20 protein-coding genes and 1 pseudogene are annotated in these 23,542 nt (G+C 71.6%); 12 read left to right on the top strand and 9 right to left on the bottom strand.

Features of this window, described 5'->3' with window-relative positions; genetic code table 11:
* Positions 1 to 9 precede the first annotated feature (9 nt).
* Both ACFV2X_RS17770 and ACFV2X_RS17765 read right to left on the bottom strand, forming a co-directional pair.
* Positions 10 to 1,050, bottom strand: a complete 1,041-nt coding sequence (locus ACFV2X_RS17770; RefSeq protein ID WP_385617174.1) for a phosphotransferase — start codon at positions 1,048 to 1,050, stop codon at positions 10 to 12.
* A 229-nt stretch (positions 1,051 to 1,279) separates the two neighbouring features.
* Positions 1,280 to 1,972 (bottom strand): annotated as a pseudogene (locus ACFV2X_RS17765) (response regulator); the annotation flags it as partial.
* Between the two features lie 354 nt (positions 1,973 to 2,326).
* Between ACFV2X_RS17765 and pdhA the strand changes: the two are divergent.
* The 5 genes from pdhA to ACFV2X_RS17740 all read left to right on the top strand — a co-directional run bounded on the left by pdhA (position 2,327) and on the right by ACFV2X_RS17740 (position 8,076).
* Positions 2,327 to 3,484 carry a pyruvate dehydrogenase (acetyl-transferring) E1 component subunit alpha gene (gene pdhA, locus ACFV2X_RS17760; RefSeq protein ID WP_385617172.1) on the top strand — a complete coding sequence of 386 codons (1,158 nt, stop codon included), beginning with the start codon at positions 2,327 to 2,329 and terminating at the stop codon, positions 3,482 to 3,484.
* A gap of 1 nt (position 3,485) precedes the next feature.
* Entirely contained in the window at positions 3,486 to 4,466 is a 981-nt protein-coding gene (locus ACFV2X_RS17755) for an alpha-ketoacid dehydrogenase subunit beta (protein WP_385617170.1), read from the top strand.
* A gap of 23 nt (positions 4,467 to 4,489) precedes the next feature.
* The gene (locus tag ACFV2X_RS17750; protein ID WP_385617168.1) at positions 4,490 to 5,989 is read left to right on the top strand and encodes a dihydrolipoamide acetyltransferase family protein; all 1,500 of its coding nucleotides are present in this window, start codon (positions 4,490 to 4,492) and stop codon (positions 5,987 to 5,989) included.
* A gap of 123 nt (positions 5,990 to 6,112) precedes the next feature.
* Positions 6,113 to 6,784 carry a GntR family transcriptional regulator gene (locus ACFV2X_RS17745; protein WP_385617166.1) on the top strand — a complete coding sequence of 224 codons (672 nt, stop codon included), beginning with the start codon at positions 6,113 to 6,115 and terminating at the stop codon, positions 6,782 to 6,784.
* The gene (locus tag ACFV2X_RS17740) at positions 6,781 to 8,076 is read left to right on the top strand and encodes a nitrate/nitrite transporter (protein ID WP_385617164.1); all 1,296 of its coding nucleotides are present in this window, start codon (positions 6,781 to 6,783) and stop codon (positions 8,074 to 8,076) included. The genes ACFV2X_RS17745 and ACFV2X_RS17740 overlap by 4 nt, the downstream gene beginning before the upstream one ends.
* A 44-nt stretch (positions 8,077 to 8,120) precedes the next feature.
* On the opposite strand, the gene ACFV2X_RS17735 is transcribed toward ACFV2X_RS17740, so the two are convergent.
* Together ACFV2X_RS17735 and ACFV2X_RS17730 are read right to left on the bottom strand one after the other, a co-directional pair.
* On the bottom strand, positions 8,121 to 8,945 hold the full coding sequence (locus tag ACFV2X_RS17735) for a maleylpyruvate isomerase family mycothiol-dependent enzyme (RefSeq protein WP_385617162.1): 825 nt from the start codon (positions 8,943 to 8,945) through the stop codon (positions 8,121 to 8,123).
* A gap of 208 nt (positions 8,946 to 9,153) precedes the next feature.
* Positions 9,154 to 10,164, bottom strand: coding sequence for an NlpC/P60 family protein (locus ACFV2X_RS17730; RefSeq protein WP_385617160.1), 1,011 nt, complete (start codon positions 10,162 to 10,164; stop codon positions 9,154 to 9,156).
* Between the two features lie 175 nt (positions 10,165 to 10,339).
* On the opposite strand from ACFV2X_RS17730, the gene ACFV2X_RS17725 reads away from it, so the two are divergent.
* The 3 genes from ACFV2X_RS17725 (at position 10,340) to ACFV2X_RS17715 (ending at position 13,975) form a co-directional block, all read left to right on the top strand.
* Positions 10,340 to 11,134: a DUF1963 domain-containing protein gene (locus ACFV2X_RS17725; protein WP_385617158.1), complete on the top strand. Its 795-nt coding sequence runs from the start codon at positions 10,340 to 10,342 to the stop codon at positions 11,132 to 11,134.
* 337 nt (positions 11,135 to 11,471) lie between these two features.
* A complete protein-coding gene (locus tag ACFV2X_RS17720; RefSeq protein WP_385617156.1) occupies positions 11,472 to 12,071 on the top strand; it encodes a hypothetical protein in 600 nt (199 codons plus the stop codon).
* Between the two features lie 77 nt (positions 12,072 to 12,148).
* Entirely contained in the window at positions 12,149 to 13,975 is a 1,827-nt protein-coding gene (locus ACFV2X_RS17715; protein ID WP_385617154.1) for an NHL domain-containing thioredoxin family protein, read from the top strand.
* Between the two features lie 5 nt (positions 13,976 to 13,980).
* Here the strand turns inward: ACFV2X_RS17715 and ACFV2X_RS17710 are convergent, their stop codons facing one another.
* Positions 13,981 to 14,937, bottom strand: a complete 957-nt coding sequence (locus ACFV2X_RS17710; RefSeq protein ID WP_385617152.1) for an NADP-dependent oxidoreductase — start codon at positions 14,935 to 14,937, stop codon at positions 13,981 to 13,983.
* Positions 14,938 to 15,054: 117 nt separating this feature from the next.
* Between ACFV2X_RS17710 and ACFV2X_RS17705 the strand changes: the two genes are divergently transcribed.
* Positions 15,055 to 15,471, top strand: a complete 417-nt coding sequence (locus ACFV2X_RS17705; protein ID WP_385617150.1) for a winged helix-turn-helix transcriptional regulator — start codon at positions 15,055 to 15,057, stop codon at positions 15,469 to 15,471.
* Positions 15,472 to 15,520: 49 nt separating this feature from the next.
* On the opposite strand, the gene ACFV2X_RS17700 is transcribed toward ACFV2X_RS17705, so the two are convergent.
* Positions 15,521 to 16,498, bottom strand: a complete 978-nt coding sequence (locus ACFV2X_RS17700) for a zinc-binding alcohol dehydrogenase family protein (protein ID WP_385617148.1) — start codon at positions 16,496 to 16,498, stop codon at positions 15,521 to 15,523.
* A gap of 99 nt (positions 16,499 to 16,597) precedes the next feature.
* Here ACFV2X_RS17700 and ACFV2X_RS17695 point away from each other — a divergent pair, with 99 nt between their 5' ends.
* Complete coding sequence (locus ACFV2X_RS17695) at positions 16,598 to 17,668, top strand: hypothetical protein (RefSeq protein ID WP_385617146.1); 1,071 nt, start codon at positions 16,598 to 16,600, stop codon at positions 17,666 to 17,668.
* A gap of 230 nt (positions 17,669 to 17,898) precedes the next feature.
* Here the strand turns inward: ACFV2X_RS17695 and ACFV2X_RS17690 are convergent, their stop codons facing one another.
* From ACFV2X_RS17690 to ACFV2X_RS17680, 3 genes are all read right to left on the bottom strand, one after another.
* Positions 17,899 to 18,615, bottom strand: coding sequence for a DUF4232 domain-containing protein (locus ACFV2X_RS17690; RefSeq protein WP_385617144.1), 717 nt, complete (start codon positions 18,613 to 18,615; stop codon positions 17,899 to 17,901).
* A 151-nt stretch (positions 18,616 to 18,766) separates the two neighbouring features.
* Positions 18,767 to 20,761 carry a BTAD domain-containing putative transcriptional regulator gene (locus ACFV2X_RS17685; RefSeq protein ID WP_385617142.1) on the bottom strand — a complete coding sequence of 665 codons (1,995 nt, stop codon included), beginning with the start codon at positions 20,759 to 20,761 and terminating at the stop codon, positions 18,767 to 18,769.
* Between the two features lies 1 nt (position 20,762).
* Complete coding sequence (locus tag ACFV2X_RS17680; protein ID WP_385617140.1) at positions 20,763 to 22,055, bottom strand: M18 family aminopeptidase; 1,293 nt, start codon at positions 22,053 to 22,055, stop codon at positions 20,763 to 20,765.
* A 230-nt stretch (positions 22,056 to 22,285) separates the two neighbouring features.
* Here ACFV2X_RS17680 and ACFV2X_RS17675 point away from each other — a divergent pair, with 230 nt between their 5' ends.
* Together ACFV2X_RS17675 and ACFV2X_RS17670 are read left to right on the top strand one after the other, a co-directional pair.
* A complete protein-coding gene (locus tag ACFV2X_RS17675) occupies positions 22,286 to 22,978 on the top strand; it encodes a TNT domain-containing protein (protein ID WP_385617138.1) in 693 nt (230 codons plus the stop codon).
* A gap of 5 nt (positions 22,979 to 22,983) precedes the next feature.
* Positions 22,984 to 23,385, top strand: coding sequence for a hypothetical protein (locus ACFV2X_RS17670; RefSeq protein ID WP_385617136.1), 402 nt, complete (start codon positions 22,984 to 22,986; stop codon positions 23,383 to 23,385).
* The last annotated feature ends 157 nt before the right edge of the window (positions 23,386 to 23,542 follow it).

The following is a 23,542-nucleotide window of genomic DNA, read 5'->3' as shown; positions in this document are numbered from 1 at the left end:
TAAAGGGACTCAGCCGCAGAAGGCGTCGCGGACCGCCTCGTACTCCCGCGTCCACCACACTGCCAGGGCCGCCGCCGCGGGGAACAGCGGATCGGCGCGCCGGTCGCCGTCCTGGTAGCGCCAGCGCAGCATCCAGAAGTCGTTGAGCCGTTCCCACCACACCCGGTGTACGGCCGCCGCCATCTCGGCGGCTCCGGCGCCCGTCGCACGGCGGTACGCCCGCGCGTACGGGCGCACCTTGCCCAGCTCCAGTGGGCCGCCGGGCCGTACGAAGAAGATCGCGGCGGCGCGGACCGCCTCCTCGGCACGGGGCTGCACCCCGAGCCGGTCCCAGTCGACGATCGCGGCGGGTTCCGTACCGCGGTAGAGGAGATTCAGCGGGTGGAAGTCGCCATGGACCCAGCCGGTGGCCGGGATGGCCTCGGCCTCCGGGCGGCGGTGTGTGTGCCGCTCCAGCAGCGCGCGCCGTTCGACCAGGCGGTGTTCGGCGAGTTCGTCGAAGGGGTCACGCCGGCTGCGGCCACGGGTGAGGGTGAGCAGCCGGTCGATGAGCGCGAAGGTGTACTCGGGGTCGGCCGAGGCCTCGGGGGGCTGGCGGTCGGCCGCGCGGGCCACCACGACCTGCTCAAGGCAGGTGTGGACGCGTCCGAGCAGCCCGCCGAGCCGCGACGACTGGGCGGCGGTCAGCTCGCCGCCGACCCGGTGCCGTCCGTCGACCCAGGGGTGCAGGGCGTAGCAGCGGCCGCCGATGACCGCGACGGTGCGGCCGTCGGCGTCGGGGACGGCCGGGGCGACGGGCACCCCGAGCTCTTCCAGTCGTTTGGTCACGCGGTGCTGGTGGTCGATGGCGGCGCGGTCCCCGTCCAAGTGGTGCTTGAGGAAGAACCGACCGCGGGTGGTGGCCAGGCGGTAGCCGCGGTTGAGCAGTCCTTCGGCGACGCGCTCGCAGGACACCGCCTCGCCGGGGCCGTCGTAGCGGCGCAACAGCGCGCTCAGGGTTTCCCCGTCGGGAGCGGTCTTCTCGGCGGAGGTTACATGTGAGCGCGGCACGCGCCAGATGTTAGATCAACGGGCGTGGGCGGTACGGCGCGAGTTGACTCGGGGGTCCGCTCAGTGCTTCGGCTCAGTGCTTCTGGCCAGTGCGGTTCAGCGCTTCAGTTCAGTGCTTCTGCGGCTGGGTCTTCCGCTCCTCGGCCCGGGCCCGCTCCTGATCCCGCTCCTGATCCCGCGGTTGCGCCTGCGGCTGCGCAGGCGGGGGCGGCGGGGCGTGTGCCTGCGCCTGGGCCTGGAGCCGGGCCACGTACGCGGCGGCCTGCGAGCGGCGCTCCATGCCGAGCTTGGCCAGCAGCCCGGAGACATAGTTCTTGATCGTCTTCTCGGCCAGATGCAGCCGCTCGCCGATCGCGCGATTGGTCAGCCCCTCCCCGATCAGCAGGAGGATCCGGCGCTCCTGCACGGTGAGATCGGCGCTCCGGTCGTCGCCCAGTTCACCCGCGCCGGCGCCCACGCCCGTCGCAGCGTCTGTGCCGGTCTCGGAGTCCGTACGCATCCGCTCCAGCAGGCGGGCCGTGGCGGCCGGGTCGAGCAGGGAGCGGCCCGCGGCCACGTCCCGTACCGCCCTGAGCAGTTCGTCGCTGCCGACGTCCTTGAGGACATAGCCGTACGCGCCCGCCATGATCGCGTCGATGAGGGCCGCGTCGTCGGCGAAGGAGGTGAGCATCACGCACTTGACGTCCGGATGGTGGGCACGGATTTCCCGGCAGACCTCGACACCGCTGCCGTCCGGCAGCCGCAGATCCAGCAGGGCGACTTCAGGGTGCGCCGCGGGGATGCCGGCCAGGGCCTCGGCCACGGTGCCCGCCTCGCCGACCACGACCATGTCCGGCTCGCCCGAGAGGAGGTCATGAAGACCGCGGCGTAGGATTTCATGGTCGTCGAGTAGGAAAATGCTGATTTTTCCTTCTTCGCGCACGAATCCAGTCTCACACACTGCGTCTTCTGAGGGTCTTCTCAAGTCTTTCAATGTCTTTCCGTGCCGTTGGCCGGGGAGATAACGTGCGGTTGTTCCGGCGGGCTGCGGGGCTGTGACCAGTGGTTGTTCCGCTTCTGCGTGATTTACTTGGAAATCCAAGCAAAATTGCAGGTCAGAGGGGGTTTCGCAGAGATGCGACCCACTGGGTAACGTGCCCTTTGCAGGGCCAGCCGCCGGGATACCTGTCACGCCCGGTCGGTCTTCGGCGCACCCACCCCGTGCGCTGTCGTCGAGCGAGCGAGCCGCAACTGGCCGCCGGCGGACCCCGGGGGCCGGACAGACGGAGGAGCACACGTGACCGTGGAGAGCACTGCAGCGCGCAAACCGCGCCGTAGCAGCGGAGCCAAGCGCACCAGCGCGAAGCGGCGGACGGCCGACCAGCCCGAGCTCGTCCAGCTGCTGACCCCCGAGGGTGAGCGGGTCGAGCACCCCGAGTACTCCCTGGACCCCACCCCCGACGAGCTGCGCGCCATGTACCGCGACATGGTGCTGACCCGCCGCTTCGACGGTGAGGCCACCACGCTGCAGCGCCAGGGCGAGCTGGGGCTGTGGGCCTCACTGCTGGGCCAGGAGGCCGCCCAGATCGGCTCCGGCCGGGCCCTTCAGGACGACGACTACGTCTTCCCCACCTACCGCGAGCACGGCGTCGCCTGGTGCCGTGGCGTGGACCCGGTGAATCTGCTGGGCATGTTCCGCGGTGTGAACCACGGCGGCTGGGACCCGAACAGCAACAACTTCCACCTCTACACCATCGTCATCGGCTCGCAGACGCTGCACGCGACCGGCTATGCGATGGGCGTGGCCAAGGACGGCGCGGACTCCGCGGTCCTGGCCTACTTCGGGGACGGGGCCTCCAGCCAGGGCGATGTCGCCGAGGCGTTCACCTTCGCCGCGGTCTACAACGCCCCGGTGGTGTTCTTCTGCCAGAACAACCAGTGGGCCATCTCCGAGCCCACCGAGCGGCAGACCCGCGTCCCGCTCTACCAGCGTGCCCAGGGCTTCGGCTTCCCGGGCGTACGAGTCGACGGCAACGACGTACTGGCCTGCCTCGCGGTCACCAAGGCCGCGCTGGAGCGGGCCCGCACCGGCCAGGGCCCCATGCTCATCGAGGCGTTCACCTACCGGATGGGCGCCCACACCACCTCCGACGACCCGACCCGCTACCGCAGGGCCGAGGAGCGGGAGCTGTGGGAGACCAAGGACCCGATCTCGCGGCTGCGCACCTATATGACCGCCCAGGGCCTTGCGGACGACGCCTTCTTCGCCGATCTCGAGAAGGAGAGCGACGCCCTCGCCAAGCGGGTGCGCGACTCCGTACGGGCCATGCCCGACCCCGACGACATGGCGCTCTTCGAGCACATCTACGCCGACGGGCATCCGCTCGTCGACGAGGAGCGGGCTCAGTTCGCCGAGTACCAGGCTTCGTTCGTCTCCGCCGAGGAGGGCAACTGACATGGCAGCCCAGAAGATGTCGCTCTCCAAAGCGATCAACGCCTCGCTGCGAAAGGCGCTCGAGAACGACCCCAAGGTCGTGATCATGGGCGAGGACGTCGGCAAGCTCGGCGGGGTCTTCCGCATCACCGACGGCCTCCAGAAGGACTTCGGCGAGGACCGGGTCATCGACACCCCGCTCGCCGAGTCCGGGATCGTCGGCACCGCGATCGGGCTGGCGCTGCGCGGCTACCGCCCGGTGGCGGAGATCCAGTTCGACGGGTTCGTCTTCCCCGCGTACGACCAGATCGTCACGCAGCTCGCCAAGATGCACGCCCGGTCGCTCGGCAAGGTCAAGCTGCCGGTCGTCATCCGGATCCCGTACGGCGGCGGCATCGGCGCGGTCGAGCACCACAGCGAGTCGCCCGAGGCGCTGTTCGCGCATGTGGCCGGGTTGAAGGTGGTCTCGCCGTCCAACGCGTCCGACGCGTACTGGATGCTGCAGCAGGCCATCGACAGCGACGACCCGGTGATCTACTTCGAGCCCAAGCGCCGCTACCACGACAAGTCCGAGGTCGACACGGCCGCGATCCCCGACCCGCTGCACACCGCGCGGGTGGCCCGGGCCGGGACCGATCTGACGCTCGCGGCGTACGGCCCCATGGTCAAGGTCGCGCTCGACGCCGCCGGCGCGGCCGCCGAGGAGGGCAAGTCGCTCGAGGTCGTGGACCTGCGGTCGATGTCGCCGATCGACTTCGACACCCTTCAGCGGTCCGTCGAGAAGACCGGCCGGCTGGTGGTCGTCCATGAGGCACCGGTCTTCCTGGGCACCGGCGCGGAGATCGCCGCGCGGATCACCGAGAGGTGCTTCTATCACCTTGAGGCCCCGGTGCTGCGGGTCGGCGGTTTCCACTCCCCGTACCCGCCGTCGCGGCTGGAGGACGAATACCTCCCTGGCCTCGACCGGGTGCTCGACGCCGTAGACCGCGCGTTGGCGTACTGAAGGGCTTGAGGAGAGTCGTGACCATGACTGCAACCGATCAGCGCTTCCGTGAGTTCAAGATGCCCGATGTGGGCGAGGGACTCACCGAGGCGGAGATCCTCAAGTGGTACGTGGCGCCGGGCGACAGGGTCGCCGACGGCCAGGTGGTGTGTGAGGTCGAGACCGCGAAGGCCGCGGTCGAGCTGCCGATCCCGTTCGACGGTGTGGTGCACGAGGTGCGCTTCGGCGAGGGCACGACCGTGGACGTGGGCACCGCGATCATCTCGGTGGACACCCAGCCGGGCGCGGGGGACGCGGCCGTCCCCTCGGAGCCTGCCGCCGCCCCGGCCGAGCCCGCCGAGGCCGCTGAGGATGCCGAAGCTGCCGAGGCTGCCCAGCCGGAGGTTCGTCAGGCCAACCTGGTCGGCTACGGTGCGGCGCCCTCGTCCACCAAGCGCCGCCCGCGCAAGCCGCGGCCCGGCACCGAGTCGGCGCCCGCCCGGGGCGTCCCGGCCCAGCCCGCGCCCGCCGCCGCCCCGGCGGCTGCCGCGCCTGCCCCGGCGGCTTCGGCCCCCGCTCCCGCCCCTGCCCCGGCCGTCGCGCCGTCGCAGGCCGAGCTGAACGGCCACGCCAAGGCCGCGCGCCCGCTGGCCAAGCCCCCGGTCCGCAAGCTCGCCAAGGACCTGGGCATCGACCTGGCGACGGTCACCCCGACCGGCCCCGACGGCACCATCACCCGCGAGGACGTCCACGCGGCCGCGGCCCCCGCGCCCGCCGCCGTGGCCGAGCCCGTGGCGGAGCCCGCAGCAGCCGTGGCGGAGGCGGCCCCTGTCTCCGCCGTCGGCCGGGAGCGCCGGGTGCCGATCAAGGGCGTACGGAAGGCCACCGCCCAGGCGATGGTCAGCAGCGCCTTCACGGCCCCGCATGTGACCGAGTTCATCACCGTCGACGTCACGCGCACCATGAAGCTCGTCGCCGACCTCAAGCAGGACCCGGACATGGCCGGGCTGCGGGTGAACCCGCTGCTGCTGGTCGCCAAGGCATTCCTGGTGGCCATCCGGCGCAACCCGGACGTCAACGCGTCCTGGGACGAGGCCGCCCAGGAGATCGTCTACAAGGACTACGTGAATCTCGGCATCGCGGCCGCCACGCCCCGGGGGCTGATCGTCCCCAACATCAAGGACGCGGGCTCGCTCACCCTGCCCGAACTGGCGTCCGCCCTCGGCGAGCTGGTCTCCATCGCCCGCGAGGGCCGGACCAGTCCGGCGGCGATGTCCGGCGGAACGGTCACCATCACCAACGTCGGCGTCTTCGGCATCGACGCCGGCACTCCGATCCTCAACCCCGGCGAATCCGCGATCCTCGCCTTCGGCGCGGTCAAGCTCCAGCCGTGGGTCCACAAGGGCAAGGTCAAGCCGCGCCAGGTGACCACGCTCGCGCTCTCCTTCGACCACCGCATGGTCGACGGCGAGCTGGGCTCCAAGGTGCTCGCGGACATCGCGGCCGTCCTGGAGCAGCCCAAGCGCCTCATCACCTGGGGCTGAGGCCCCACCCCCTCCCGTACGGCCCGGCTGCCTCCCGCAGCCGGGCCGTCGGCATGATGACGGCGACATTCCATATCCCGGACGGTCCATGCCACGCATACGTGTTGTATCTATGATGTGCGCATGCCTCCCGCCCCCGTCCCCGTCAGCCCGACCGCCAAACAGCCGCCCGCCGCCGAACGCGTCTACGCGCATGTCAAACAAGCCGTCCTCGACCGCCGCTACGAGGGCGGCACACTGCTGACCGAGGGTGATCTCGCCGAGGCCGTCGGCGTCTCGCGCACCCCCGTGCGCGAGGCCCTGCTCCGGCTCGAGGTCGAAGGGCTGCTCAAGCTCTATCCGAAGAAGGGCGCCCTGGTGCTGCCCGTGTCCGCGCAGGAGATCGCGGACGTCGTCGAGACCCGGCTGCTGGTCGAGCGGCACGCCGTCGCCAAGGTCGTCCCGGCCGGGAAGAGGCTGATCGCCCGGCTCGAGGAGCTGCTGGAGGAGCAGAAGGAGCACGCGGCGGCCGGGGACCTGAACGCCTTCGCGGTCGCCGACCGGTGCTTCCACGCCGAGATCGTACGGGCCGCGGGCAACGGCATCCTGGCGCATCTGTACGACCAGTTGAGAGACCGCCAGCTGCGGATGGGCGTGGCCACCATGCACGCCGAGCCCGACCGCATCGCCAAGAACATCACCGAGCACACCGAGATCCTGGCCGCCCTGCGCTCCGGAGACGCCACGGCCGCCGCCGGGCTCGTCGAGCGCCACATCAGCTGGGTGAACAACCTCGCCCGGGGTGAGGAGCGATGAGCCACGTCCGGCTGCCCGGCGATCCGCCCGGAGGGCGGCGTGCCGCCGCCGTCTGGGGCATCGGGGTCGCCGTCTACTTCATGGCCATCACCTACCGCACCAGCCTGGGTGTGGCCGGCCTGGACGCCGCCGAGCGGTTCCACATCAACGCCTCGGCGCTGTCGACGTTCTCGATCCTCCAGGTGCTCGTGTACGCGGGCATGCAGATACCCGTCGGCCTGATGGTCGACCGGCTGGGCACCAGGAAGGTGCTCACGCTCGGCGTGGTGCTGTTCACCGCCGGCCAGCTCGGCTTCGCGTTCTCCCACACGTACGGCTTCGCGCTGGCCTCACGCGCGCTGCTGGGCTGCGGCGACGCCATGACGTTCATCAGCGTGCTGCGGCTCGGCTCGCGCTGGTTCCCGGCCCGCCGCGGGCCGATGATCGCGCAGGTCGCCGCGTTGTTCGGGATGGCGGGCAACCTGATCTCGACCCTGGTGATCGCGCAGGCGCTGCACACCCTCGGCTGGACCCCGACCTTCGCCGGCAGCGCGATCGGCGGTGCGCTCGTCCTCGTCCTGGTGCTGGCCTTCCTCAAGGACCACCCGGAGGGGTACGAGCCCGTCCCGGCCACCCACTCCGGCGCCGCCTTCGTCCGCCGGCAGATCGCCGCGGCCTGGCGCGAGCCGGGCACCCGCCTCGGCATGTGGGTGCACTTCACCACCCAGTTCCCCGCGATGGTCTTCCTGCTGCTGTGGGGGCTGCCCTTCCTGGTGGAGGCCGAGGGGCTGTCCCGCGCGTCCGCCGGCGAACTGCTGACCCTCGTCGTGCTCTCCAACATGGCGGTCGGCCTGGTCTACGGACAGGTCATCGCCCGGCACCACGCCGCCCGCGCGCCGCTCGCCCTCGGCACGGTCGGGGCCACCGCGCTGCTGTGGGGCGCCGTACTGGCCTGGCCCGGCGACCACGCGCCCATGTGGCTGCTGATCACGCTCTGCGTCGTGCTCGGCGCCTGCGGACCCGCCTCGATGATCGGCTTCGACTTCGCCCGCCCCGCGAACCCGCCGGAGCGTCTTGGCACCGCCTCGGGCATCGTCAACATGGGCGGCTTCACCGCCTCGATGACCACCCTGCTGGCCATCGGCGTGCTGCTCGACGCGACCGGGGGCAACTACCGCGCCGCCTTCGCCTCGGTGTTCGTCCTCCAGGCCCTCGGCGTCACGCAGGTGCTGCGGCTGCGCGGGCGGGCGCACCGCCGGGAGCGCGAGCGCGTCGTCGCGAGCCGCGTCGAGGCGGTGCACGTACCGGCGTGACCCCGCCTGTGCCGACGTGACCCTGCCCGTCCCGCCCCGACGGCTCAGGCCGTGACCGCGAAGTTGGTCAGGATCGCGTCGGCCAGCTGCTGATCGCCCTCGATCTTCAGCTTGTCGGCGACCGCCTCCGGCCGCACCCGCCCGCACGCCAGGCGCAGATACGTCTCCCAGTCCACCGTGATCGTCACGGTCGGCCCCAGCGAGACGCTGCCGTCGATGGTGGCCCGGCCCTCTGCGTTGACCCGCACCGTCCGCATAAACTCCAGCGCGCCGTGCACATCGAAGACCACCGCCGAGCCGGGCGCCGCGCCCGCGTCCTCGGCGACCACCTTCGGAAGCGCGGCCAGCAGACGGTCCCGGACGATGATCGCGCCCGGCGAGTCCAGATTGCCCGGCTTCCCGAGCGCCCGCCGCAGATCCTGCTCATGCACCCATACGTCGAAGACCCGCCCGAGCAGGGCCTTCTCCAGGGCCACCTCGCCCCCGCCGGGCCAGCGCACCATGGCGTCCGGCTGGCGCTTCTCGTTCCGCAGCTGCCGGCTGCGGCGGATGATGGTGTAGTCCAGCTCGGAGGTCATCTCCGGCGCGGTGTGGCAGCGCCGTACGTCGACCTGGACCTCCATATAGCGGGCGTGCTCGCTGGTGACGTGGAACAGGTCGCGCGGCAGCGAGTGGATCGGGCGCGGATCGCCGAGCATCTCGGTCTCGAGGCCGATGACATGCGAGACCACGTCGCGCACCGACCATCCTGGGCACTCGGTGGCCCGGTTCCACTCCCCTTCGACGAGCGGATTCACCAACTCGAATATCGCTTCGACGGAATGGGTCCAGGCGTCGATGGAAGTCTGCAGGCTGGGATGGACGGTCACGGGACCCCTCGGGCGGTTCGTACGCGGGCTGGGTGCTTGTGTGTGCGTTTAAGTTACGCTGCGCACGAGCACCCCGGGAGTGCTTTCGGGTCTGATCGTAGGCCCGGATTCGCCGCTCGGTCGCTGAGAGCGGTGGTATGGTGCGCGCCCGCCCGCCACAGATCCGGATGAATCCGGACGGTTCGGTTGAAATCCCTGGGGCGTTGCCTCAGCCCGCGATATGCCGGTAGCCGGTGACCCTTTCGGGCGCGGGCAGTGGGGCCAGCCGGACGGTGAGGCCGGTACCCGGGGCGTGGATGACCTTGCCGCCCCCGATGTAGAGGGCGACATGGCCGTCACCGTTGGACAGGACCAGGTCGCCGGGGCGCAGTTCGGCCCGGGTGGTCTCCTTGCCGGCGTACCGCTGGGCCCAGGTGGTGCGGGGGAGCTTGACCCCGGCGGCCTGCCAGGCGCGCATGATCAGGCCGGAGCAGTCATAGCCGCGGGGGCCGGTGCCGCCCCAGACGTACGGCTTGCCGAGCTGGGCGCGGGCGTAGCCGACGGCCTTGGCGGCGCGGCCCGTGGCGTGCTGCCGTTCGGGGTGCTTCTTGGTGGGCTTCTTGACGTGTTTCTTGACGTGTTTCTTGGTCTTGCCGGTCTTCTTTCCGCTGTCATCGGCGTCGTCGGTCCTGGGCCCGTCGTCGGCCGGCGCCGGTCGCTCCACCGCGTCCCCCGCGACCGTCCCGGGCAGATTCAGGGTGTCACCGGCGTAGATGAGGGTCGAACTGCCCAACTCGTTCAGATGCTGCAGCTTCTTGACGGTGGTGTGGTTCTTCTCGGCGAGGCCGTACAGCGTGTCGCCGGAGACCAGCACCACCTTCGTCGGCGCGGCGGGGCGGGTGGTGCCGGGCCGGGCGTCGGCGCCCCGGTCCGCCTTCGCCTCCTTCGGCCGCTCGGCCGGGGTCTTTGCCTCGGTCGGGGTCTTGGCCTCGGTCGGCGGAGCCAAGGTCGTCTGCCGAGAAGGCGCGGGCGACTGCGCGGAGGCGCGGTCGTCCGGTCCGTGCACGGCCAACAGCGCCCCCGCCAGGACCGCGAGGACGGTCAACACGGCCAGCGCGGCGGTGCGCACCGCCGCCCGTACCACCGTGACCAGCGGCCCTCGCCGCGCGGCGCGCGGCTTGGCGTGGGCGGCCGACGACGACGTGGTGCGGCGCTCGGCGGCCCGTATGCGCTCTCCCATCACAACCTCCTTCGCGGGGCCCCTGGCTCGGGGCATGGAAGGGAGGCTGCTGGGGCGCGAGGGTGTCCGGCAACGCATGGGCCGTCTGGGACAGTCCGGATCTGTCTGCGCAGCTCAGACCCCTTCGGACAGCCGCACCTCGCCTCTTGTCGGAGGGAGTTGGGACCATCCCGGTATGCAATTCGACGACTTTTCCGAGATGAGCCGAGAGTGCGCCGAACGGCTCGGCGAGCAGGCCGGCCGGCAGTTCGCGGCCATGGCCCGCCGTGGCTTTCGGCTGGAATCCCCCACAGACGACGCCCCGGCCACCGGCCGCTGCCGGCTCGGCGGCCCCGCCCTCCTCGAACCGGGCACCCCCTGGCCCGAAATCGGAGGCATCCCGCTGTCCCTGCACGCCGTCCTCGACACCGACGCCCTTGCCCCCTGGCTCGGGGACCAACTGCCCACGCGGCCGGGCCTGCTCAACTTCTTCCATCTCGATCCGGACCTGCCGTACGAGAAGTACTCGAGGCTGGAGGACGAGCCTGAGGCGTGCCGCGTCATTCCCGCCGATCCGGCACGGGCGGTCGAGACCGCCGCCCCCGCACCGGCACGGAGCTATCCGGCCACCCCCGTCCACGCGGTCGAGGTCACCATGCTGCCGGACGCCTGGGACGTCCAGGACCGCGATGTCGAGTACGACCGCGATGAGCACTGGGGGGCGTCCTCGCTCATCCTCGATGTGATGAGCGACCTCAACGGCAACACCTCCGGCAGCCACTGCGCCTTCGGCTGGCCCGACACCTCGTACGCGTTCTGGGTGACCCGCCGCGACGACGACGGCCCGGCCGTCCATCTGCTCCAGCTCCCGGAGGACTCGGAGCTCGGTTGGGGCTGGGGCGACTCCGGGACGATGTACTTCACGATCCCGGCGAAGGCGTTCGCGACGGGGGACTTCAGCAAGGCCCAGGCGGAGATGCGCTGCTGCTGAGCCCCGTCCTGGACGGCCGCCGTCGCCGCCGAGATCCCGTCCGGTCGCCCCGACCGGACGGGATCTCGGCTTTCCGGTGCGTCTCCCACGCCGCCGATACAAGCTCGGACACCCACGCTGATCTGCGCAGACGATCCGGGACGGGCCCGGACGCCCGAAACCGTTGCCGGACGTGCCGGACACCCCGAGGCTCTTGCCCATCGCCCCGCACCACCGGTCAGCGCCCCCGTCGAAGGCGCCTCCCGCGTGCTGCCGGGCCGGCCCTGCCGCTCACCGGTGTCGACGACCGCGGGCAGGCGCGACTGGATCCTCATTCCTTCAACGCAGGAGCATCAGCATGCGCATCACACGAGCCCGGCGCACCCGCACCCGCAACCTGGTGGTCGCGGCCCTCACCGGCAGCCTGCTCGCCGGCGGCGCGGCGGTCGCCGCCGGCGACGACCTCTTCACCACGGACGCCTCCGCGAAGCCCACCGACGCGGTCGTCAACGCGGCGGCGGCAATACCGCAGCCGGCCCCAGAGGCAGCGGGCTGCAAGACCACCACCGTGCGTTACGAGGTCCGCAATCACGTGGTGAACATCAAGACCGCTGATATCAAGATCCGTATCACGCGGTGCCTGGACTCGTCCGGGAAGTTGACGCCAAGCAGCACCACCCGCATCTTCGCCACGACGACGACGGCCGGCGACTTGCTCTACGGAGTCACGGTCACACCGGAGACCGCTCCCGCCATCATCAAAGCGACAGACAGCCAGTACGTCCTGCAACAGGACGTCGAGCACAAGACCTGCCTGGGGACCAAGTACGGCCCGTGGTGCGACCACAACAACATCACGTTCACGATCACCATGAACAACAAGAAGGGACTCGAGTGGGAGGTGAGCTCCAAGGACACGAGCCGCGACGACGACATCGTGGCTGCCGGGCATGAGTAGGGCTCGCCCCTGGCCGAGGCTCCCCCGTCCCAGGGGCGGGGGGCGCCCACGGGCGCACGAGTGGCACTCTTGACGTCATGAGCAAGCGAGCCCGTGTCCGCGCCCCTGAGCTGCAAGGACGTACCTGGATCAACACCGGCGGCAAGGAACTGTCCCTCGCGGACTTCCGAGGCAGCATCGTGATCCTGGACTTCTGGACCTTCTGCTGTGTGAACTGCCTGCACGTCCTGGACGAGCTGCGTGAGCTGGAGGAGAGGCACCGCGACACCGTCGTGATCGTCGGTGTGCACTCGCCGAAGTTCGTCCACGAGGCCGAGCACCAGGCGGTCGTCGACGCCGTCGAGCGCTATGAGGTGCATCACCCCGTGCTCGACGACCCCGAGCTGGCCACCTGGAAGCAGTACGCCGTACGGGCCTGGCCGACGCTGGTCGTGATCGACCCCGAGGGGTACGTGGTCGCCCAGCACGCGGGCGAGGGACATGCGCACGCGCTCGAGACGCTGGTGACCGAGCTGGAGGCCGAGCACGGCGCCAAGGGCACGCTGCGGCGCGGCGACGGCCCGTACGTGCCGCCGGAGCCGGTCGCCACCGAGCTGCGGTTCCCGGGCAAGGCGCTGCTGCTGCCCGGTGGCACCTTCCTGGTCTCGGACACCACACGGCACCAGCTGGTGGAGCTGGCGGCGGACGGCGAGAGCGTGCTGCGGCGGATCGGGGCCGGTGAGCGGGGGCTCGTCGACGGGCCCGCCGACCGGGCGCGGTTCAGCGAGCCGCAGGGGCTTGCGCTGCTGCCGGACGGCACGGTGATCGTCGCCGATACGGTCAACCACGCGCTGCGCGCCCTGGACCTGGCGACCGGCGAGGTGCGGACCGTCGCCGGGACCGGGCGGCAGTGGTGGCAGGGGTCCCCGGCCGCCGGGCCCGCCCGTGAGGTCGACCTGTCCTCGCCCTGGGACGTGGCCTGGTTCGCCGACCGGCTGTGGATCGCCATGGCGGGCGTCCACCAGCTGTGGACGTACGACCCGGCGGACGGGACGGTGCGCGCGGCCGCCGGGACGACGAACGAGGGGCTGGTCGACGGGCCGGCCGCCGAGGCGTGGTTCGCCCAGCCGTCCGGGTTGGCCGCGGCCGCCGACCGGCTGTGGATCGCGGACTCCGAGACCTCGGCGGTGCGGTACGTCGAGCGCGGCGGGGACAGCGAGGGTGGCTTTGTGGTGCGTACGGCCGTGGGCACCGGGCTGTTCGACTTCGGCCACCGCGACGGCCCCGCCGCCCAGGCGCTGTTCCAGCACCCCCTGGGTGTGACCGCGCTGCCTGACGGCTCGGTCGCGGTCTCGGACACCTACAACCACGCGCTGCGCCGCTTCGACCCGGCGTCCGGCGAGGTCAGCACCCTCGCCACGGATCTGCGCGAGCCGTCGGACGCCGTGCTGGTGGACGGCGACATCGTGGTCGTCGAGTCGGCGCGGCACCGGCTGACCCGGCTGCGGCTGCCCGAGGAGGCCGTACGCGTGGCGGCGGTGGCCCACCGCACCCAGCGGGCCGCCACCGAGATCGCCCCGGGGACGCTGCGGCTCGACGTCGTCTTCCAGACCCCCGCCGGGCAGAAGCTCGACACCCGCTACGGCCCCTCCACCCGCCTGCTCGTCAGCTCCACCCCGCCCGAGCTGCTGGCGGGAGGCGAGGGAGCCGGTACGGACCTGAGCCGCGAGCTGGTGCTGGCGGATGGCGTGACGGAGGGTGTGCTGCACGTCTCCGCGATGGCCGCCTCCTGCGACGACGACCCTTCCAACGAATACCCGGCCTGCCATGTGCACCAGCAGGACTGGGGCGTCCCGATCCGGATCACCGACGGCGGCGCGACCAGGCTGCCGCTGGTGCTCGCGGGGATGGACGAGGAGGGGTAGCGCCGTCAGGGCGTGAGCACCAGACGCCCGCGCAGGCCGCCCACCGCCAAGCGGCGGTGGGCTTCCTGGACCTGGTCGAGGGGCAGGATGTCGGCCACCCGCGGGGTCAGCCGGCCGGCGGCGGCCAGCGCGGACAGCTGGGCCAGCGCCGTGCCGTCCGCCGCGATCCAGTGGTTGGCCGATCGAATGCCCCGCAGCCCGACGGGTGCGTCGGCGGCCACCGCGACGAACGCGCCCGCGTTCCGTACGGCGGCGAGCGCCGGCAGCCCGGCGCCCGCCGCGTCCAGGGCCCCCGCCACACCGCCCGGGACGACCGCCCGCACCGCCGCCGCCAGGTCCGGTGCGTCCCGTGCGATGAACCACTCCGCGCCCAGCCCTCGCACCAGCTTCTCGTCCGCCGCGCCCGCGACGGCCACCACCCGCAGCCCGCGCAGCGCGGCCAGTTCGACCGCGAACCCGCCGACCGCACCGGCCGCGCCCGTCACCAGCAGCGTCGCCCCGCTCGGCAGGTCCAGCGCGTCCAGCGACTGCCAGGCCGTCAGGCCGTTCAGCGGCAGCGTCGCCGCCGCTGCCGCCGGTACGCCCTCCGGCGCCTGGGCCACGGCCGTCGCGTCCAGGACGACGTACTCGGCGTAGGCGCCCAGCGAGACGTCCAGCAGATCCCGCAGCCCGATCACCGGGTCGCCCGGGGCGAACCCCCGTACTCCGCCGGGCCCGGTGGCATCCACCACGCCCGCGACGTCCCAGCCGAGACCGGTCTGCACGCGCGGCGCCATCCGGCCGGCCGCGACCAGCGTCCCGGCGCGGGTCAGCAGGTCCACGGGGTTGACGGTCGCCGCCGCCACGCGGATCCGCACCTGCCCGGGGCCCGGTTCGGGCCGCGGCACCTCGGGGATCTCTATGGCTTCCGGTCCGCCGTACGTCCGTACCACGGCGGCGCGCATCACGGTCCGCTCGGTCATGGTTCCCAGCTCCTCACCTCGGTCGGGGTTGACCATGTGTGCCCAACGTAGGGAGAGTTGCTCCCCAGAGGTAAGTACGTACCTGGAAGTGCCCAACCCACGCCGAGGAGAGTGACCGTGCCCACCCGGACCGCCGCCCAGCGCCGGGCCGACGCCCGCGCCGCCTACGACGCCTTCATCGCCGAATGCCCCACCCGGCACCTCCTGGACCGCATCGCCGACAAATGGGTCAGCCTCGCCCTCGCCGCCCTGGCCGACGGCCCCATGCGCTACGGCGAGCTGTCGCGCCGACTGGCCGGAGTCAGCCAGAAGATGCTCACCCAGACCCTGCGCAATCTGGAGCGCGACGGTCTGGTCACGCGAACGGTCACGCCATCCGTGCCGGTCCGGGTGGACTACGCCCTCACCCCGCTCGGCGAGAACCTGGCCGGGCTGATGCGGTCGGTAAAGGAGTGGGCGGAGGCGCATATGGACGAGGTCCAGACCGCGCGAGCCGCCTATGACGACGACGCCGGGGCACCTGGCAGCGGATGACGGCCAGCGCGATGTCGCCGTCAGGAACCATCGCCGTCAGGAGTCGTCGTCAGGAGTCGAGGACGACGACCATCTTGCCTTTGGCTTCGCCCGCCTCCATGACGCGATGCGCCTCGTGTATGTCCTCGAACCGGAACACGCGTGAGGGCTTCGCCTTGAGGCGGCCCGCCGCCACCTGCTCGGCGATCGTCTGGAGTGGCACATCGGACAGCGGGAAACCGGGCGTCCCGAAGACAAAGCTGCCGAAGAAGGTCAGATAGACGCCGCTTGCCATCTGTAGCAGCGGGTTGAAGTCGGTGATCGGGTCGAGCCCTCCGAGCCAGCCCGCCAAGCAGGCGCGGCCGCCTCGGCGCAGCATGGCCAGAGAATCGAGGATGGTGCTGTTGCCCACGAGGTCGAGTACCGTGTCGAGCTGCTTGGCCTCGACGATCCGCTCGGAAAGGTCCGGCACCTCCAACTCGGCTCGCTCCACACCGAGTTTCTCCAGCAAGGCGAATCGCTCGCGGTTGCGCGAGGTGCCGATAACGCGCGCACCGGCGTTCACCGCGAGATTGACCGCGGCCTGGCCGAAGGCCGAGGTCGCTCCTCGGATGACCAGGGTCTGCCCCGGGGCGATCTCCAGATTTCGGAACAGGCAGGTCCAGGCGGTGGCGTAGGTTTCCGGGATGACGGCCAGTTCGGCCCAGGGCAGATCGGACTCGATGCTCGCCACATTCGGCGCCCGCACCCGGGTGTATTCGGCGTAACTGCCGTTGATGGTGCGCCCGAGGCCGCCCATCAGCGCCGCGACCTTCGCACCGAGGGGGAACTCGCCGCCGGGGCAGGATTTCACCAGGCCGACGCATTCGATACCGCTGACCTTGGCGGCCTCGGCCCATTCACCCCTGCGCATATGCATCTCGGCGTGGTTGAGGCCGAATGCCTTGATGTCGATGACGACATGACCGGCCTTCGGCTCGGGCTCCGGTAGTTCCGTGTAGACGAGGCTGTCCGGTCCACCGAACTTTTCGATGACGATGGCACGCACGATATTGCTCCGGGTGATAGCGGGCCCTCTTTTTCACGCTAGCCCAGGCGGTCGCCGCCCGCGATTGGACTGTCGGTGGCTGGTGGCAGGATCATCGGCATGGTCTTTGTACGTACGACTCCGCCGCGGCCTGTAGATGTGACCACGGTCTTTCCAGAGCTGGCTTCGTTGGCGCGTCCTGCGATTCGGCTGCATCCCCGCCCGGGGTCGCCTTCGGTCAGGGAGAGCTCGGTCGGGGGGCCGTTGCTGTGGCCGGCCGAGGAGCCGTGGCCGCACTGCGAAAGCTCGGACCTGCACTTTGACAGTTGGTTCCGCCAGTCGCCGGCCATAGTGCGGCTTGAGAGACGCATGCGGGCCCGGTGGCACCCTGATTCCGGTGATTTCGAGCCAACGCCCGAAGAGGAGGCGCTCAAGGAACGGAGCGCCGCGAGGCTCGCGGAGCGACTCGCTGCCAGCCCTCCGCCCGCGGAGTGCCCGGTCCCCATGTTGCCCGTGGCCCAGCTGTATCTGCGCGACATACCCCTGTTGCGGCCGCCCGGCCAGGCCGATCTGCTCCAGATTCTCTGGTGCCCCTACGACCACGAGCCGGATAACAAGCCGTCGACCGCGCTGTTCTGGCGGTCCGCCGCCGAGGTCGTCGACATCCTTCCCACACCGCCGGAACCGTACGAGGCGAACTATCCGGGCTATGTGCCGGAGCCGTGCGTGCTGGCACCAGAAGCGATCACCGAGTACCCCGACAGCCTCGATCTGAGCCCGGAGATGCGGCTGATGGTGGAGGACCGGAGCAGATGGCAGGCAGCCGGCGTCGGCGTGGACAGCGCCTACGGGGACTATCCGCGGGACTTCTATGACTGCGAGCTGGCTGACGCTCCCGGCTGGAAGGTCGGCGGCTGGCCCCCGTGGGGCCGCACCGACCCGTATCGCCGATACTGCACTGTCTGCGATGTGCAGATGGTCCCGCTGCTGACCATCGCTTCCTTCGAATGGGACGGTGGTGAGGGACGCAGCTGGGCGCCGTGCGAAGACCAGGCCGCCGCCTACGCCGCCCATTACGCCGGCCAAGACCCCTCGCAGCCGACTGCGGTCGAAGTGGGCAGCACCGACAACATGCAGCTCTACGTTTGCCCGGCCTCTCCCGAGCATCCGCACACCGACCTGATCCAATGAGCCATCGGGCCTGTCCGCACCCTCCGTAGCCGGTGACAATTACTGAGCCTCGGCACAACGGCATGATGCTGGTCGTGGGTGCTGATCGGTGATCCCCCAGCCACCGCTGGGAGGTACCCAGGCCCGGAAAGCCGATGGCCCCCGCCGCAGGGCAGCGGCGGGGGCCATCGGGACGGGAAGCCGGGGGGAAGTCGGCTCCCCGGGTCTGTGGGCCGAGCCCGGAGGGTGCTTTAGTCGAGGGCGTTGGTCAGGTCGCTCTGCCAGTAGGTGACCTGGGCGGTGTCGTCGATGTAGACGGAGCCGCCGGGGAGTTCGACGGACTTGGAGTCGTCGGAGCCTTCGAGGTAGACCTCCAGGGAGGTGGCCTTGTAGCCGTTCTGGCCCGAGCCGTCGGCGGAGGAGGTGCGGATTCCGGCGTAGGCGGTCTCGCCGGGGGCGAGGGTGGCGACGGCCTGCGGCTTGCTGTCCTCGTAGACCGGGGTGGCGGCCTGGGCGTCCTCGCCGAACTTCAGGATCGGGTAGCCGGGCATGTTGCAGTCCACGCCCGCGTGGTTGTTGACCTCGAGCACCATGTAGTTCACCGGCCGCTGAACGGACTTGACGCCGACCGTCAGCTTGTTGATGTCGCAGGGGCCGATCTCCTGCTCCGAGTTGTCGGACCCACCGGAGCCGCCGGAGCCCTTGGCGCCGTCCTTGGAGGACCCGGCATCCTGCGCACCGCCGCCCTTCTTCCCGTCGCTCGCGCCGCCCGTGGTGTCCGAGCCGCCGGAGCCGGAGGTCTGGTCGGCCGGGGCGGAGCTCGGGCTGTCCGCCTTGCCCTCGTTCTTGGTGCCGGTGCCCTCGTCGCTGTTGCAGGCGGTGAGGGTGAGGGCGGCGACCGCGGTCAGGCCGACGGCGGCCAGGCGCATGGTACGGGCGCGGCGGGTGGCGAAGGCGGTGATCGACATGGTGGGTTCCCCCCAGATGGACTTGGCCGTTTCCGGTGTGTCTTTCTCGGTACGGCTCAAGCCTCTCGTCCCCCGCTGTCGTGCCACTGCCGTGCGGCTGCCGAGCCGCTAACGTCCCACTAACGCCCCGCCCTCAGCGGCCCCTCGTCGCTCATTTCCCGTCCCCGTCGCCGTCCTTGCCGCCCTCGCTGTCCTGCGCGAAGAGCTTGACCAGGTCGCTCATCACGTAGCGGTTGGTGGCCTCTTCGTCCAGCAGATGCATCTCCGCCAGCCGATCCAGACCGTCCTGGATCAGCTCGGGGTCCGCACCGGCCAGCGCGGCGGCCTCCGCCGTGTTGACCTCCCGGGCGAAGCCGGTGCCCAGGGTGCGCAGCAGCCGGGCGTCGTCCGCGGACAGGCGGGCCACCGAGTTCCGCAGGGCCGCGGCGACCCCGGCGTCCTCCGCGGACAGCAGGGCGAGCCGCCGCCGTTCGTCGCGGAGCGCGGTGGCCAGCCGGGCCAGCCGCCAGCGGGGCCGGGAGAGCAGCTGGGCCGAGGCGGCGCGCAGCGCCAGCGGCAGCCCGTCGCACAGGGCCACCAGCTCATACGCGGCCTCCGGGTCCTCGGCGACCCGGTCGGAGCCGAGCAGGGTGCCGAGCAGGGCCACCCCGTCCTCCGGCCCGAGCGCGTGCAGGCGTACGGGGCGGGCCGCGTCGGTGGCGATCAGCCCGTCGAGCCGGCTGCGGCTGGTGACCAGGGTGGCGGACCGGGGCCCGCCGGGCAGCAGCGGCCGCACCTGCGCCGAGCTGCTGGCGTTGTCGAGCACGACCAGCAGCCGGCGGTCCGCGACGAGCGACCGGTACAGCGCGCCGGCCGCTTCCGGCGAGGGCGGAATGCGGTCCGCGGGCGTCCCCAGGGCGTGCAGGAAGTCGCGCAGCACCTCGGCGGGCGCCGCCGCCTCGCCGCCGCTGAACCCGCGCAGGTCCGCGAAGAGCCGCCCTTCGGGGAAGGCGTCCGCGTGTGCGTGGCCCCAGTACACGACCAGGCCTGTCTTGCCGACCCCGGCGGGACCGGTGACGACCGTGATGCCGCCCTCCGGGGGGAGACCGGTGGGGGCGCCGCCGTAGGCCGGGCCGTCCGGTCCGTCGGCGGGCAGGGTGAGCCGGGTCAGGCCGGTCAGCTCGCGGTCGCGGCCGAGGAAGCCGGCCGGGGGGCGGGGGAGCAGCTGTGGCCCGGACGCGGAGGGCTGGTGGGCAGCCTGGGCGGGCACCTGGGCCTGCCTCTGGCCCTGGTCGGGACCCTGGGCCTGGCCCTGGGCGGAAGCCTGGGGCCGGCCCTGCGCGGGGACCTGGGCCTGGGGCTGCGCCTGGGCCGGGTGGGGGTTCTGCGCGGTGGGCTCGGCGGCGGAGCGGGGGCGCCCTGCCGTGGGGGCGGCGCGCAGGATCTCCTCGTACGCGGTGCGCAGCCGCTCGCCCGGGTCGACCCCCAGGTCGTCGGCGAGGAGCTCCCGGGTGCGGTGGTACCAGGCGATCGCGTCGGACTGCCGTCCGATGCGGTACAGCGCCAGCATCAGGGCCGCGATGAGCCCTTCGCGCAGCTGATTGGCCACGGCCGCCGGATGCAGTACGTCGGCCGCCTTCTCGTACTGGCCGAGCGCCCCGTGGGCGCGCGCCAGCGCCTCGACGGCGGCCAGCCGCCGCTCCTCCAGGGCGTGGGCCGCCGCGGCGAACGGCGGGCTGGGCACCGTGCCGGTGAGGGCCGGGCCGCGCCACAGGTCGAGCGCCTGGCGCAGCAGATCCACGGCCTGCTCGGGGGCGCTCTCGGGCCGGGCGAGGGAGACCAGTTCGGAGAAGCGCTCGCTGTCCACGAGCTGTTCGGGCATGCGCAGCCGGTAGGCGGAGCCGTGGGTGATCAGCTCCACACCGTAGGCATCGGCGCCCGCCTCGGCGAGCGTCGCGCGCAGCCGCGAGACATGGCCCTGGATGACGGTGCGGGCGTGCTCGGGTGGCTCCTCCTCCCACAGACAGGTGATCAACTGTTCGACGGGAACAGTGGCGTTGGGCTGCAGCAGCAGCATGGCGAGCAGGCTGCGCCGCTTTTCCGGGCCCAGCGCGACCTCTCCGGTGCCGGCGGTCACGGCCACCGGCCCGAGTAGAGAGAAGTCCAAGTCAGCCCTCCAGGAAGGCGGTCATAGCCCTGGTCAGGAGCTGGGGGTCCCGGGCGCCGCACAGCTCGCGGGCCGAGTGCATGGACAGGATGGCCGCGCCCACGTCGACGGTGGTGATGCCGTGTCGGGCGGCGGTGATCGGTCCGATTGTAGTGCCGCACGGCATGGCGTTGTGCGAGACGAAGGTCTGCCAGGGCACGCCCGCGCGCTCGCAGGCGGCGGCGAAGACGGCGCGGCCGCCGCCGTCGGTGGCGTATCTCTGGTTGACGTTGACCTTGAGGATCGGGCCGCCGTTGGGCAGCGGGTGGTGGCCGGGCTCATGCCGCTCGGCGTAGTTGGGGTGGACGGCGTGTCCGGTGTCGGAGGACAGGCAGACCGTCCCGGCGAGGGCGCGGGCCTTGTCCTCGTACGCCCCGCCGCGGGCGAAGACCGAGCGCTCCAGCACATTGCCGAGCAGCGGGCCCTCGGCGCCGGTGTCGGACTGGCTGCCGTTCTCCTCGTGGTCGAAGGCGGCGAGAACGGGGATGTACGGCAGCTCGGGGCAGTTGGCGGCGGCGGCGAGCGCGATCGTGCCGGAGTGGACTGACAGAAGATTGTCCATCCGGGGCCCGGCGATCAGCTCCTGGTCCCGGCCGAGGTAGGCGGGCGGGTCGACGCTGTGCGCCATCAGGTCCCAGCCGCTCACCTCGGCGGCGGGGACCCCGGCCGCCTCGGCGACGAAGCGGATCAGAGCGCCCTCTTCCATGCCGCCGAGGCCCCAGATGGGCGTCATATGGCGCTGCTTGTCGAGCTTGAGCCCTTCGGTGTTGACGCCCCGGTCGAGGTGGACGGCGAGTTGGGGGACGCGCAGCAGCGGCCGGTCGACGGCCACCAGGTGGTGCGAGCCGTCCTTGAGGGTGAGCCGGCCGGAGATGCCGAGGTCGCGGTCCAGCCACGTGTTCAGCAGGGCGCCGCCGTAGACCTCTACGGCGATCTGCCGCCAACCGTGCGCCGCGGTGTCGGGAATCGGCTTGACCCGCAGATTGGGGGAATCGGTATGCGCCCCCACGATCCGGTAGGGAGTGAAAGGTCTCGCCCCGTCAGGCACGTACCAGGCGATGATGGCGCCGCCTCGCAGGACGTACTTACCGCCCGTCCCGCTGTCCCAGGGCGCAGTCTCCTCGACCTGCCGGAATCCCACCTTCTCCAGCCGCGCGGCAGCACTCGCCACCGCGTGGTACGGCGAGGGGGCGGCGGCGAGGAAGGACATCAGGTCGTCGGTATGGCCGCGGTCGAAGTCGGAGTGCGCGCTCATGTGAACAGCATAGATTCGAGAACCGCCTGGAGCCCGTGTTCGATTCGGGCCTGTGGAAAACGGCTGAGAGCGCGCGACGGGGCCCGGCGTGGCGTGGCGGGGGTGTAGTGCGGCTTCCGTGGGATTGTGCTGCGCCGATCAGATGAAGATCGGCCGCTCGGCGATAAGAAAGACACTTTCCCTCCCATATCTCCTGTGATCGTGCCATGACGCACTAAAGGGGATATCGGATGCGCGCTCTTCGTCACGTCCTCCTCGTTCTCGGGGCGCTTCTCCTGCTGTGCGCCGGCGCGCCGGCCGTGGCGCAGCCCACCGCCCCGTCCGTCGCAGCCCCGTCCGACGGCGCCCCGTACCCGAGGGAACCCGTCCCCTGTCCCACCACGGACCGGGTGGGGGCCCACACTCCCCCACCTGCCCCGTTCCAGAAGTACTACGAGGACGACTGGCGGCTGGGCCCCGCGCAGCTCCCCCGGAGCGGGCCGATCGCCGAGATGCTCAGGGGCTGGGAGCGGCTGGACGATCTGTCGTCCACCGAATTCCTCGACTGCTACTGGAACGACGAGACCTCCGGCTGGTGGTTCCCGGACCCGGACGGCTGGGTGCTCATCAACGGCACACCGCTGCACGTCACCGTCACCCTGCAGCCCGGGCAGAAGCTCGATCTCTTCGGCAGCGGCTTCGGCCACTTCCTCGCCCCGGCCGGTACGCCCTTCGCCGAGCGCGCGCTTCCGCCCAGCAACCTCAACACCCTCGATCCGGCGTTCCCCTTCGGCTACCACCTCTACGAGGTCCTGGAGCCCTTCACAGCGGAGGCCGGGCCCATCAGGCCCTGGTTCGCCCAGCCGGGAGGCGGTCTGCAGTACCTCACCACTCCCTCGATCCCCCAGCTCGTCGCCGCCGGTAAGCTCCGGCCCCTCAACTGACGCGCATGGACCGGCGGGAGCTCGTCCGGGCGCTGCGCGAGGACCGGGTCCCCGACGCGCTGTACGACATCCCGGGTGTGCACGACATCCCGATCCAGCCGGACGCGTACTACTTCCTGCGGCCCGCGCCGGACGGCTGGGTGGTGGGGCTGCGTGAGCGCTCCAAGGACCGGGACACGCGCTGGTTCGGCTCGGAGGACGCGGCCTGCCGCGATCTGCGCGCGAAGCTCACCGCGTCCCCGCCCCCGGCCGGGGGCGGGCGCGTAGCGGATGTGCTCGCGCACAGCGAGGAGATCCAGCGGCAGGCCTGGCGCGACTTCGAGCGCGCGCTGCGCGAGCAGAGGCGCGAGCGGCGGCGCGAGGACGGCGGGGACGCGCCGGGCCCCGGCTCCGACACGGGCGCCTGAGACGCGGACGCGTGAACGGAAGAGCCCGGGGGCCCCCCCGGGGGCCCCCGCCCGCGGCACAACCCGAAACCGGGGCCCCCCCGGGGGGGGCCTACCGGGTGGCCCGGGCGCCCCCCCGGGCCACCGACCCCGCCCCCCCCGGGGCGCCCCCCCACCG

Origin of the sequence: Streptomyces sp. NPDC059679, assembly GCF_042734105.1 — a bacterium.
Classification (GTDB): domain Bacteria; phylum Actinomycetota; class Actinomycetes; order Streptomycetales; family Streptomycetaceae; genus Streptomyces.
This window is presented reverse-complemented; position numbering and strand designations above follow the sequence as displayed.